The 11974-nt window shown below is 55.8% G+C and carries 11 protein-coding genes; 6 read left to right on the plus strand and 5 right to left on the minus strand.

Annotation, left to right across the window (positions count from 1 at the left end):
• Positions 1 to 49 precede the first annotated feature (49 nt).
• Together ACZ500_RS01375 and ACZ500_RS01380 are read right to left on the minus strand one after the other, a co-directional pair.
• Entirely contained in the window at positions 50 to 463 is a 414-nt protein-coding gene (locus ACZ500_RS01375) for a type II toxin-antitoxin system VapC family toxin (RefSeq protein ID WP_464230742.1), read from the minus strand.
• The gene (locus ACZ500_RS01380; protein WP_464230743.1) at positions 460 to 687 is read right to left on the minus strand and encodes an AbrB/MazE/SpoVT family DNA-binding domain-containing protein; all 228 of its coding nucleotides are present in this window, start codon (positions 685 to 687) and stop codon (positions 460 to 462) included. Before ACZ500_RS01380 ends, ACZ500_RS01375 begins: the two co-directional genes overlap by 4 nt.
• 251 nt (positions 688 to 938) lie before the next feature.
• On the opposite strand from ACZ500_RS01380, the gene ptsP reads away from it, so the two are divergent.
• The gene (ptsP, locus tag ACZ500_RS01385) at positions 939 to 2624 is read left to right on the plus strand and encodes a phosphoenolpyruvate--protein phosphotransferase (protein WP_464230744.1); all 1686 of its coding nucleotides are present in this window, start codon (positions 939 to 941) and stop codon (positions 2622 to 2624) included.
• 301 nt (positions 2625 to 2925) lie between these two features.
• On the opposite strand, the gene ACZ500_RS01390 is transcribed toward ptsP, so the two are convergent.
• Positions 2926 to 3549, minus strand: a complete 624-nt coding sequence (locus tag ACZ500_RS01390; RefSeq protein ID WP_464230745.1) for a LysE family transporter — start codon at positions 3547 to 3549, stop codon at positions 2926 to 2928.
• A 673-nt stretch (positions 3550 to 4222) separates the two neighbouring features.
• Between ACZ500_RS01390 and ACZ500_RS01395 the strand changes: the two genes are divergently transcribed.
• Positions 4223 to 4753, plus strand: a complete 531-nt coding sequence (locus ACZ500_RS01395) for a peroxidase-related enzyme (protein WP_464230746.1) — start codon at positions 4223 to 4225, stop codon at positions 4751 to 4753.
• Between the two features lie 133 nt (positions 4754 to 4886).
• Here the strand turns inward: ACZ500_RS01395 and ACZ500_RS01400 are convergent, their stop codons facing one another.
• Positions 4887 to 6218, minus strand: coding sequence for an HAD-IA family hydrolase (locus tag ACZ500_RS01400; protein WP_464230747.1), 1332 nt, complete (start codon positions 6216 to 6218; stop codon positions 4887 to 4889).
• Positions 6219 to 6292: 74 nt separating this feature from the next.
• Positions 6293 to 6577, minus strand: coding sequence for a hypothetical protein (locus tag ACZ500_RS01405; protein ID WP_464230748.1), 285 nt, complete (start codon positions 6575 to 6577; stop codon positions 6293 to 6295).
• A 206-nt stretch (positions 6578 to 6783) separates the two neighbouring features.
• Here ACZ500_RS01405 and cas3g point away from each other — a divergent pair, with 206 nt between their 5' ends.
• From cas3g to tnpB, 4 genes are read left to right on the plus strand one after another with little or no spacing between them, the layout of a single operon-like run.
• Complete coding sequence (gene cas3g, locus ACZ500_RS01410; protein WP_464230749.1) at positions 6784 to 9447, plus strand: type I-G CRISPR-associated helicase/endonuclease Cas3g; 2664 nt, start codon at positions 6784 to 6786, stop codon at positions 9445 to 9447.
• The gene (gene cas8g1, locus ACZ500_RS01415) at positions 9444 to 11195 is read left to right on the plus strand and encodes a type I-G CRISPR-associated protein Cas8g1/Csx17 (RefSeq protein ID WP_464230750.1); all 1752 of its coding nucleotides are present in this window, start codon (positions 9444 to 9446) and stop codon (positions 11193 to 11195) included. Before cas3g ends, cas8g1 begins: the two co-directional genes overlap by 4 nt.
• Positions 11196 to 11230: 35 nt before the next feature.
• Positions 11231 to 11617: a hypothetical protein gene (locus ACZ500_RS01420; protein WP_464227918.1), complete on the plus strand. Its 387-nt coding sequence runs from the start codon at positions 11231 to 11233 to the stop codon at positions 11615 to 11617.
• Positions 11614 to 11970, plus strand: coding sequence for an IS66 family insertion sequence element accessory protein TnpB (gene tnpB, locus ACZ500_RS01425; RefSeq protein WP_464230751.1), 357 nt, complete (start codon positions 11614 to 11616; stop codon positions 11968 to 11970). Before ACZ500_RS01420 ends, tnpB begins: the two co-directional genes overlap by 4 nt.
• Positions 11971 to 11974 lie beyond the last annotated feature (4 nt).

Here is an 11974-nt window from a genome sequence, read left to right on the forward strand (position 1 = left end):
GGCTTTTTTGTCGGAAGCTGTTCCTTAGCGGCATCCATCCTTGCTGTCTTCATGGGCACGCCGGGCTGATCAGCCGGACTGAAGGGAAATAGGTGCGATACCTGGACACATCCCGCGTGATCAGGTCGATATCGAGGACAGCCGCCTGGGCTCCGATATAAAAATCAGGCAGAGGGGATGTTTTTGCTCCTCCACGCCGTCTGTAGTTCAGGAAGGCTTTTCCGGCGAGAAAAAGGGCCTCTTTGGGGATGTCGAGCATCTGAAGCCCCGCCTTGCCCAGGGCCGACTCCAGTTCTTCGATCCGCTCGAAAGCCATGGAAACTTCGCTGTAAATGATCGAGTTGATGTGGAGGATCGCTTCGGCGTTTCGCTCCGCCAAGGTAAATTCGGACCAATCCGCCCATTCGGGATCGTCCAGAAAGAGGTCGAGGATGACGTTCGAGTCGACAAGCACGGCCTTCATTCGTCCGACCTCGTCAGGGACATGATTTCATCGGTGGTCATCCTGACGGTCGCTGCGCCGCGCAAGGTCCTGAATCTCCGGGTGTAGGGCCTGCTCCCCTGCCTTTTCACGAGGTAGACGCGGCCGCCTTCCTCAACGAAATCGACTTCGCTGGACGGCGTTATGCCCAGTTTGTCGCGAATGCGCTCCGGGATGGTAACCTGGCCTTTTGTGGTGACTCTCATGGTTGTGCCTCCGATGGATGGTATTACTGTTCATAGTAATACGCTTCGCAGCGGATTGCAATGGCCCAGTAAACGTTCATAGATACCATTTTGGCTGAATTACGCCCGTCTTCAGGTATATTAATCTTTGCCTCGACGGCCGATCGAGGTTAAAAGACAGGAAGATCAGCCGGTGGGAGAAGCCCCCGTCTGCCGTTTTTGGGGGTCGTTGCAGCGGACCGGAAGGGACAATGGAATGCAAGGAGGGGAGCTTGGCAGCGAATCAGTGCATAGAGGGGTTGGCCCTTTCGTCGGGGATCGGCATGGGGCCGGTGTTTCGGCTTCGGCATCTGATGTTCGAGGTCAGCGGCCGGAGACTCGAACCGGAAGAAGCGGCCTTGGAACTCGGGCGCCTCGAGGCCGCCAGCCGGGAGGTCGCGGCGGCGCTCCATGGGATGGAAGACGGTGCTGCAAGGGCGGCGCTTCTGGCCATGTTGGAGAGCCCTCTTTTCCACGGGAGCATCACGGACCGGATCCAATCCGGCCGGACGGCGGCGGACGCCGTCGTGCAGACCGTAAACGACCTCGCGGTCATCTTCGGCGAACTTCCGGACCCGGTTCTGCGCGCCAGGGCAGGGCAGGCCGAGGAGGTCGGCAGGCATCTTTTCCGGCAGCTGGACGGCCTTCCGCTCCCCCTTTTCCGATCCGGCTCGCCGGTGGTCATCGTGACCGACGAGATGAGCGCCTTCGACGCCACTCGTCTCCAGCCGGGCCTCGTGGCGGGGGTCGTCTGCGAACGAGGCGGTGCCACAAGCCATCTGGCCATTATCCTCAAACAGATCGGCATACCGGCCGTCTCCGGCATCCACGACGCCCTCGGGCGCTTCGAGGACGGGGAGCTGTGCATCTGCGACGGAGAGAAGGGGGTGGTCCTGGCCGCCCCGGACGAAAACGCCCTCCAGGCTGCGCGGGACCGTCTTGCCGGGATCTCTGCCGACCGGGCCGGCCTCGCGGCCCTGGCCGCCCGCCGGACCGCCACCCGCGATGGCAAACCGATCGGGCTATGGGGCAACATCGCCGGTCCGGCGGACGTCCAGGCCATTCTCGACGCAGGGGGAACCGGGGTCGGCATGTTCCGCACCGAGTTCGTCTTCGTGGGGGACGAGGCGCCCTCGGAGGAACGGCAGGCTTACATCTACGAGGACATCCTGAGCCGCATGCCCGGACCCGTCGTGATGCGGACCCTCGAGGCGGGCGGCGACAAGACCATTGGCTATCTCGCCGGGGAGGCGGAGGAAAACCCCAACCTGGGGTGGCAGGGCCTGCGCATGTGCCTCGATATCCCGGACCTCTTCCTCACTCAACTGCGGGCCATGATCAGGGCGTCGCGGGCAGGGGAGTTGTGGATCATGTTCCCCTTCGTCTCGGCGCTCTGGGAACTGCGCGAATGCCGCAGGCTGGTGGCGGAAGCCGATGCGGCGGTCCGCCGGGACGGGGTCCGGCCCGGGGACTACAAAGTCGGTATCATGGTGGAGGTGCCCTCGGCGGCCGTGATGGCGAAGGAGTACCTGCGGGATTTCGACTTCTGCTCCATCGGCACCAACGACTTGACCCAGTTCACTCTGGCGGCCGACCGGATGAACCCCAAGGTCGCGCGCTGGTATGACCCCTTCCACCCGGCGGTGCTGCGCCTCATCGCCATGACGGCGCACGCCGCGGAGCGGGCCGGGAAACCCATCGGCATGGCCGGGGATATGGCCAGCAACCCCCTGGCCATCCCCGTGCTGATCGGGCTCGGGTTCAGCTCGCTCTCGGCTACTGCGCCGCGCATCCCGGAGGTGAAGAAAACGATCCTAACGGTTGACAGCGACGAGGCGAGGCATCTGGCCCGCTCCGTCCTCGCCCTGGAGGATGCCGACCAGGTGAAGGCCTGTCTGCGGCGGGAGGCCGGCAAATAAGTCCGTGACGCTGCATCGGGCGGCGCAGATGCACCGCCCGCGCAGTCAAGATAAAGAAAGATGCGAAGTCGGCGATGACTTCTCAGTGCCGAGGCTGGCCCAGGACGTCGGCGGGCCTGACGACCTTGGCGAATGACGGGGCGGGAGTTCAAACCACAACACCTCGCCTTTTATTCGTCAAACGATATTTTCCCTTGCTGCTGCTCGGTTTACCCGGGCAGCGTGACGAGTGGCAACTATCCTGGCAAAGGGGGAAACTAACAATGGCGAGATGAAGTCGCTGCCGGCCTGCTCTGCGCGTCTAGGCTCTGATGACCTGCATCAGTTTCAGCCCGTTGTAAATAAGAACGACTGCCAAGACTCCAAGTGCCACTCCAAGAAAGCGCATTATGTAGATGTAACCTTTTCCGGTCAAAAAAGATCTCGATTTGCCCGTCAAGACAGCCAACAGGATTTTCGATCCCAGGAGGAAAACATAAAAACTGACAATGAAGGCTAACAAAGCGAAGATGTTTTTCTGCATCGCTGCGACCATTGTTGGAGCACCGACACTAAACCAAAACAAGTACGGATGCGGATTTAAAGCGTTCGCCAAAATTCCTTTAGTCAATGAATTTGCCGTTGACCTTTTTGAATCCAGAGCCATTCCCCTTGTACGAATGCTCTCATAGGCCATGGTTGAAATAAACAAGCCGCCTGCGATAGAAATCAAACCTAAAATATTATGAAAAGCACTTAGTTTTGATAAGGAAAAAAGCGTCAAGACAATAATTGGAAAGTCGGTCAGGATCGGTGCAAGTGCCACTTTGACACCGGATTTGATATCATGTTTAAGCGTTTCTGTGATAACGAGAGTCAAAAGCGGCCCTGGTGCAAAACCCGCTGATAAACCCAATAATGTCCCGAGTGTTAGAAAATAAAGCATGTAATTTTTTGTTTATCCTACCGTATTTATTGGTTAGGGAAAAGAGAGAACCGTGTAATAAAATCCTGTACCTGTTTCTCATCCGAAAATAGGGTTTGGGGCTGCAAGGCTTCGAAATCAGATTCATTTAATTTGTCAAGAATGGCGCGTATCTGTATATTGTCCTCCCATAAGGGATTTAATTGGACAAGTCAAGCCTATCCCTCGGCCTGCTGATGGAATCGGACCCCTTAACCGGAACCAGAGGTATAATAAAAATGGATTCCTTAAATGGGACCACGGATTAAGGTATAATCTGAGGTCAAGAAAGGGCGGCGAAGACGGCACAGCGACGGAGCTTTACGAAGGAATTCAAGGCGGAGGCGGCACCGTAAGCGCTCAAGGGACAGCCGCCGATTCGCGATCTGGCTGACGAGTCTGCCGTGTGCCCGAACCAGGTCGCGGAGTGGAAAAAGCTCTTTCACTGCAGCAGGCAGCCGGGCTGTGATCTCATGAAACCTGTTCGTGTTGACGGGTAAAATCGATTCATTTCATATGAATGGGTCTGGTCGCGGGGAAAACGCGGTCTTGATGGCACCGAATGAACCGTCCAGAAGGCGAAGGCTCTGGACTCTGATGGGCCCGGAGGGGCAGGGTTTCTACTCGGGGCCGAAAAAGCGAGAGGAGGGATCTTATGGCATACCTTGATCTTCCGCCGATCAGCGAACTCGAGGAATCGGTGAGAACGCAGTTGGAGGCCGTCCAGAAGAAGACGGGAGAGGTGGGCGAGGTTGCAAGAATCCTCTCCATCCGCCCGGATATCTATCACGCGACCACCCAGTTGTTCAAGACCCTGCTGGTCAGTCAAACTGAATTGAGCAAACCCATCAAGGAGAGCATCGCGATTCTCGTCTCGAATCTCAATGCGTGTACCATGTGTGTCGGGGAGCATGAACGGATCGCTCGAATGCTGGGTATGACGGAGAAGCAGGTCGAGGATGTCCTGGCTGGGATCGAACATATGAACATCCCTGAGAACGAGAGGGTCCTGATGGAGTTTTGCATGAAATGCGCCGGCAGGGAAAATTACAAGATGACGCAGAAGGACATCGATATTTTGAGGGATGCCGGCTATTCGGATTCTCAGATCCTGGAGGCCGCGGCTGTAACGGCCTACTTCAATTACATCAACACCATATCGAACAGTTTAGGGGCCGGAAAATAGGAAGGGACGCATCCGGCAGGAATCCGGATTCTCGGCAGGCGGGCAGACGGAGTGGAAAACCGGGGGCGTCGAAGACCGCCTCCCTGTTCCAAAGGAAAACCGCTTGGGCGCCGGTTTTCCCGGTTTCGCCGGGTTACCTCCGTTCGAAAAACCGGATCGCCTCTCTCAGTTCGGCGAAGCGGTAGATAATGTAATCCGGCTCCACGCCTTCCATATGCCGCCGCCCCTGATTGGAGGCGAAAAAAACGGTTTTCATGCCCATCTGTGCGGCGCCGAAGACGTCACGGTACATGTCGTTTCCCACGAACAGCACCTCTTTGGGCTTTGCCCCGATCCCGGCCAGCGCAGCGTGATAGAGTCTCGGATCCGGCTTTCGGAATCCGTTGTCGCTCGAGATGACAATCGGTGAGAAGTAGCGGTCGATGCCCACCGTGCGCAGTTCGGGCATGGCCCAGACGCTCTGGCCGTCCGATACCGCGGCCAGGGGGAAGCGCGGCTCGAGTTCCTCGAGCACGGACTTCACATCCGGGTAGAGTTCCAGACGCTGGCGGGAAATGGCGCGGTACAGGTACGCCAGAATCCGGGGCATGTCCTCGGACATGGCCGGGCGGGGGGGGCCGGCAGGGTCCGTGTTGCGGTCCAGGAACTCCCTCCATAGGGCGAGGGCGTCGAATTCAGGGTGTATCTGGCGGCGACGGCCCTGGGGCTGGGTTGCTGCGGCATCGGCGCCTTTTACGACGGCGAAGCGGCCAAACTGCTGGGCTTGAACCAGTCGTCCAGGATGCTCTACCTGCTGGGTGTGGGCCCTGTGAAAAAATTGTAAGCGATCACAGGATCTGGAATAGGCGGTGGGCTGAGCTATCCAGGCGAGGTCGGGTTCCTGACCCCGGAAGTAGGCGCGCAGGGCATCGACAAGGACGGGGAAGGTTGTCTTTTTCCGAAGCCGGCAGGTCTGCCTGAGTGAGAGGATACGCTCCACCCAGCGGTTGCCTTTTTCACTGGACGTACCCTGGCTGGACTTGCGCCACAGCACGGCGAATCGAAGCATCCGCTCAGCATGATTGTTCGTGGGATCCACCCCCTGCTCGGAGAGGAACGTCCAAAGGCTTTCGATCTCCCTGCGAAGACGGCGTGCAAATCTGCCGGCATCATCCTTCCGGTTCTCGTGGAGGGTGATCAAGCGGATCAAACGAGCATAAAAGGCCTGCCATTCTCCGACGGAGGGGGGAGCCTTGGCCATATGGCATAGTCGTTGGAGTTCATGGGTTGCCCACAGACCGAAACGTTTTATGTCCGGGTCTTTCCTTTCGGAGAGTTCCTTGGCCTTGCGGATCAGATGAGCAAGGCAAGTCTGCCGCAGTCCGACCCATTTGCGGTACACGCCGTATCCGTCCGAGACCAGGATGCCGGCCCAGTCCTCGATCGATACTTTGAAGGCTTCCTTCGAGCGGTTGGAATGGATCATGAAGAAAGCCCTTGCCGCCCAGCCATAACCCACAGCTATTGCAGGAGCCCGTTGAGGCGGTGGCTGGTCTCGTGTTACCCATCCCGATGCCATCCAGATTTTTTATATTCCACCGAAAAAATACTTCCGAGTGTGACCGTATCTGTCAAAACCGGGTGGTATGCTTTGTTTTGAAAGATGAATTCGCTTGCAGCTTGGATGGCAGGGACACTATCAGTTGAAAAATTATTCAAGCGTTGGGAGATCAAATCGGCATTCATGATGGAGTAACGGCCTTTTTGGCGTTGACTACGGGAGAAGATGGGTATAGGGAGGAAATAAATGTCCAAAATCAAAAGAGCTATAGGTTTTCTCGCCATTCAGTTTTTGTTTGATGTTTTGCTGGATTCAAATCGCTTGCATGCTGTCTCCCAATGATGCAGTTACGACCTACAAAAACTAATTCATTTAAAGCTCTTTCCCGCGAAGAAAAGCGAATTTTGTCGGAGCCAACACTATCTCTATGATAATGGGCCAAAAACTGTTTTAAATACAGGTATATCCAATTACTAGAGGAGCCAGCCTGATGGATCGGTTCAATGCATTTTTCAAATCAGTGACTTCCTTTTCATCCCCGTATGCGTGGCAGCGCGAGCTGGCAGCTAATGAGTATTGCGCAAATCGCCTTATTCGGATCCCTACCGGTTTTGGAAAAACACAAGGGGTCTTATCTGCATGGTTATGGCATAGAGTCGATCGCAAGAACGAAAGCTGGCCACGACGCCTCGTATGGTGTCTTCCAATGAGGGTACTGGTTGAGCAAACCGAGGAAGTAGCTCGTAGATCGATTCAGAGGTTGGGATTGTTGTGGGATGAACTGGAGGATCATACTGGCAAGGTGGGTGTCCACCTGCTTATGGGTGGAGTGGATCCTGGCAAATGGCATCTTTATCCGGAGCATTGTTCGGTTTTGATTGGCACACAGGATATGTTGATCTCCCGCGCAATGAACAGGGGGTATGGATCACCGCGCGCACGCTGGCCGATGGAATTCGGATTGTTGAACCAGGACTGTCTTTGGATAATGGATGAAGTGCAGTTAATGGATGTAGGCTTTGCCACTTCGGCGCAAATGCAGGCATTTCGTGAAGGAGATACTCTATCGGGCGGGAAATACCGACCCTGTTACACTTGGTGGATGAGTGCAACTCTTCAGCGGGGATGGCTTCAAAAAAGTCCTGAAACGGTCCGTTTGGCTACTTCGATCGCTGAAAACCGCATCGATGCCGAAGGACGCTTAGGACATCTGTGGGATGACGTAAAGAAACCTCTTAGACTCGAAACAGCCGACAAAGCAAAAACGATCGCTGAATTAACGGTGAAGACACATCATGAATCAGGAAACGGTGCTTTCGGGCCAACGCTAGTGGTGGTCAATACAGTCGATCGGGCTGTAGACATCTTTGAAGCTGTCCTCAAAGACCGGGGTCTGAATAGAGCCGTCACAGATGTTCGTCTGGTGCACAGCCGCTTTCGTGCTGCCGAGAGATCCTCATGGCGTGACGATTTTCTGAACCGCGCCACTTCTGCTCCAGGTACAGACCGGATCGTTATTGCCACCCAGGTCGTGGAAGCAGGCGTTGACCTTTCGGCTGGTGTACTCATCACTGAATTGGCACCGTGGCCAAGCTTGATACAGCGATTCGGGCGGTGCGCACGATGGGGAGGGAAGGGCCATGTCATTGTTTTAGATTTAGAGCATAAGAACGATAAGGCCGCAGCACCTTACTCTCTAGAAGAAATCGATACAGCACGCAACGTGCTGTCACATTTTGACGATGTTTCCCCTTTATCTCTCGAGGTATTTGAGGAAATTCACCCGGAGATTTTGCCGCGCCTTTACCCCTACGAGCCTAAACACCTCCTCCTTAGACATGAAATCGACGAACTTTTTGATACATCCCCGGATCTTTCTGGCGCTGATATCGATATCAGTCGATTTATCCGGTCGACCGAAGAGCGTGACCTGCAGGTTTTCTGGGTTGACATTCCTGCTCAGTCTCTGCCTTTGGCGGAAATACGGCCTTCGCGAGAAGGGCTCTGTGCCGTACCATTTCTGAAGGCGCGCGATTGGCTGTGCGGAAAGGAGAGCGCCAGTACCAGGGCGCCAAGGCTTAAGAAAGACATGCGCGCATGGGTATGGGATTGGCTCGAAGGTCGATGGAAGCCTGTTGAGCGCCGGGATCTGTATCCTGGACAAACGGTGCTTGTGGATGCTCATTGCGGCGGCTATGATCCGGTCAAAGGATGGTCTCAGACTGCAACAAATACTGTTCCGGTGGTTTCTCCCGTGGTGGCGGAGAGTTCTGAAATGGCCGATGCCAGGCAGGACGATGAGACGCTCAGCACCTTGATATGGCAGACCATAGCGTTTCATGGGCGGGAGACCGGAAATCTGGCTCGTGCGATCTCTGTGAAGCTTGTCCCCGATCTGGCGGAGCTTTTCGACCTGGCCGGGCGTTGGCATGACGTCGGTAAATCGCACCCAGCCTTTCAAGGCTCTATCCGGCTCAAAGATCGGCGTCCCAATCGCGAAGATATTGCCAAGGCTCCGTCAGTGGCTTGGCAAGGCGTAAATCTCTATAAGATGGAGAGCGGTGAGCGGCGCCCAGGGTTTCGCCACGAACTTTCGGGGACGTTGGCCCTTTTGTCGGTTCTGGCACGCCATGCGCCCGATCACCCAGCATTATTGGGTCCTTGGCGCGAATTCCTCTCGCTCGCGGGATTTGAACTGGAGGAATACCAGATCCCTGAATTGCCACCATCAGCAATTGAAGAGGAGGTCATTGAACTCGATGTGCATTCATTTAACCTCCTCGCTTATCTCGTCTGTGCACACCATGGGAAGGTCCGTTCTGTGTGGCATAGTTGTCCTGCCGATCAAGATTCGGGTGATATGCGGCCACGCATTCATGGTATATGCGATGGTGACCAGTTGCCTCCAATAATGCTCTACACAGCGAACCAAACTATCAGCGAACTCTCGCACAGCAATATGATGCTTGCCACTGCGGCTGCCGGGTTAAATCCCCGTACCGGGCAGAGTTGGACAGAACGTGTCCTGGCTCTCTTAAAGGTCTATGCACCATTTGAGCTGGCTTGGCTTGAGGCCATCCTGAGGGCTGCCGATCAACGTGTTTCGGCTGGTAGCGCGAGCGACCCGCTTTTGGATAAGGAGGTCGAATTATGAATATTCACCCACTCGGGGGTTGCTCACCCGTACCACTTGCGTATTACCTCAAAGCCCTCGGCATTCTTCGCATCATCGCACAACAGATCGACCCGCAGGTTCGTGGGTGGTGGGACGGTGAGCGTTTCGTCTTAGCTACGTCGCTCAGCAGAGATGAATTGATCGATTTCTTCCTTAGAGATTACAAGCCGACCCCTTTTGTTTCACCATGGAACAGGGGATCGGGTTTTTATAAGAAAAATGACCCAGGGTTAAGCCCGCTCCAAACATCTTCCTCCCCCCGCTTTACTGTTTACCGTCGCGCCATTGATGAGGCCTGGAAGCGATTGGATGCGTTGTCTGAGGCTGACCGCGCTGTTCGGGCTATTAAAGGGGAGAGCAAGGGCAGGCATCTTTCGCGTAGCCAGCGAACCGAATTCAGGGCTTCAGCGGAATATAGAGGGCGGTTGAGCGAGGCTGAACGGGAATTCAAGCGGCTGAAGGCAGAGTTTATTCCAAGATTGCGACTGGCATGGCGAGGCCCCCATCGGGAATGGATGGATGCGGCGATGGTGCTTGATGATGGTGGTACCGCGAAATATCCGGCCCTGCTGGGAACGGGAGGGTCTGATGGGCGGCTCGATTTTACCAACAATTTTATGCAAAGGCTTGGAGATCTTTTTGATCTTTCTTCGGCAGGCGGGGATCCAAAACCAAGTGCCCGGGAATGGTTCAATGGGGCGATTTGGGGTGCACCAATAGCGGGGTGCCAAATCGGAAAGGCAGTGGGTCAATACCTGCCTGGGATGGCAGGCGGTGCGAACAGTACCAATGGTCCGAAAGGAGACTCGCTCCTCAATCCAGCAGATTTCATTTTGATGATGGAAGGAACTCTGCTTTTTTCCGCCCACACTACTCGCCGCCTGGGAATATCGGAAACATCTCGTGCAGCTGCACCCTTTGCAGTCAATGCCTATGGGGCGGGCTTTATGAGCGGTTCAGTCGCTGATGAAAGTGCCCGTGGGGAACAATGGATGCCACTCTGGTTTCAACCTGTAACCTTCGGTGAGCTGAATCATCTTTTCGCGGAAGGACGTATGCAACTGGGATCGAAACCTGCGCGCGAGCCGCTGGATGTTGCCCGAGCAGTTGTACGACTCGGTACTGCCCGGGGTATCGAGGCATTCGAGCGTTTTGGCTACATCGAACGTAATGGGCAAAGTAATCTTGCTGTCCCCTTGGGCCGCTTTCGTGTTCCTGACAAAATCGCGCCCAGTCTTGCGTGTATTGATGATTTGGACACCTGGCTGCAGCGTCTTCGGCGAAGTGCCAGAAAAAACAACGCCTCGACAGGCCTCAGGAATATGGAGCAACGATTGGGCGAAGCCCTTTTTGCAGTCATCCAACACCCCGATGAACCCCTTCGGTGGCAGACAGTTCTCGCGCTCATGGCTCAAACCGAAGGCATCATGATCACCGGCCAAGGGGTTGAGGCCGGCCCGGTACCTGATCTTCGCCCGGAATGGGTTTCTGCGGCAGACGACGGTTCGCCTGAATTTCGTTTGGCGCTCTCTTTCGCACTCCAAGGGTGGAAGTATGACAAAACCCGGGGTATGCCTGCAGACCCCATACGCCGACATTGGGTGCCTATCAAAGGGAGAGGTTTCGACAAATCAGCCGTTACGGATGGTAAGAACGCCGCGCTGCGCGTTGGTCGTGTCCTTCCGGCAGGCGTGCTTAACACGCGGGGCCGGGATGTTATAAGGTAGCGCCATCCCATTTGGATTATATAAGGAGGATGGCGATGGAAACCACTTCGAGGAACCCTGTCCCATACAGCAGCCACTCCCAGCCCGACCTCGTCGAGGTCGAACGCCGGTTTGCCGAGTGGCGCCGGCAGCGCGGCAAGAAGCGCGCCCTGATCCCGCAGGAGTTGTGGGAGGCTGCGGTACAGCAATGCAGAGGGCATTCTGTTTCCGAGGTATGCCGCAGACTGAGGCTTTCCTTTACAGAGCTCAAGAAGCGTCTCTCCTCTGATCATGCCACTCCGGAGCTGATCCAGCTGGACACCACCTGCCTCTTCGGCCAATGGGTCGTCGAGTGCGAACGCGCGGATGGCAGCAGGCTGAGGCTCTCGGGCACCGGTCAACCGCCCGATCCTGAAAGCATTCTCGGGCAGTTTCTCTCATGATCCAGATCACTGCCCACATGCGGATCTTGCTGGCAGTGGACCCGGTGGATTTCCGCAAAGGCATCGACGGTTTGGTGGCAGTATGCCGGCAGAAGCTGGCCGTGGATCCATTTAGCGGCACCCTTTTCATCTTTACCAACAAGTCCCGTCAGGCCCTGCGCATCCTGGTTTATGATGGCCAGGGATTTTGGTTGTGCCATAAACGCTTGTCTCGGGGTCGTTTCTTGTGGAAGTTCGGCCCGGGCACCATCCGCGATCTGGCGGCTGCTCAACTCCAACAGCTTTTGTGGAACGCCGATCCGTTCAAAAAAATCCCGGAGGATTTTCGGCGGATAGAAAAAAATCGTATTTGATCAC

The organism is Desulfatiglans parachlorophenolica, assembly GCF_055394735.1.

What these genes read in the sequence shown, in the direction of transcription:
- ACZ500_RS01375 (WP_464230742.1), bottom strand. Translation starts at nt 463, where the DNA reads ATGAAGGCCGTGCTTGTCGACTCGAACGTCATCCTCGACCTCTTTCTG.
- ACZ500_RS01380 (WP_464230743.1), bottom strand. Translation starts at nt 687, where the DNA reads ATGAGAGTCACCACAAAAGGCCAGGTTACCATCCCGGAGCGCATTCGC.
- ACZ500_RS01390 (WP_464230745.1), bottom strand. Translation starts at nt 3,549, where the DNA reads ATGCTTTATTTTCTAACACTCGGGACATTATTGGGTTTATCAGCGGGT.
- ACZ500_RS01395 (WP_464230746.1), top strand. Translation starts at nt 4,223, where the DNA reads ATGGCATACCTTGATCTTCCGCCGATCAGCGAACTCGAGGAATCGGTG.
- ACZ500_RS01400 (WP_464230747.1), bottom strand. Translation starts at nt 6,218, where the DNA reads ATGATCCATTCCAACCGCTCGAAGGAAGCCTTCAAAGTATCGATCGAG.
- ACZ500_RS01405 (WP_464230748.1), bottom strand. Translation starts at nt 6,577, where the DNA reads ATGGCGAGAAAACCTATAGCTCTTTTGATTTTGGACATTTATTTCCTC.
- cas3g (WP_464230749.1), top strand. Translation starts at nt 6,784, where the DNA reads ATGGATCGGTTCAATGCATTTTTCAAATCAGTGACTTCCTTTTCATCC.
- cas8g1 (WP_464230750.1), top strand. Translation starts at nt 9,444, where the DNA reads ATGAATATTCACCCACTCGGGGGTTGCTCACCCGTACCACTTGCGTAT.
- ACZ500_RS01420 (WP_464227918.1), top strand. Translation starts at nt 11,231, where the DNA reads ATGGAAACCACTTCGAGGAACCCTGTCCCATACAGCAGCCACTCCCAG.
- tnpB (WP_464230751.1), top strand. Translation starts at nt 11,614, where the DNA reads ATGATCCAGATCACTGCCCACATGCGGATCTTGCTGGCAGTGGACCCG.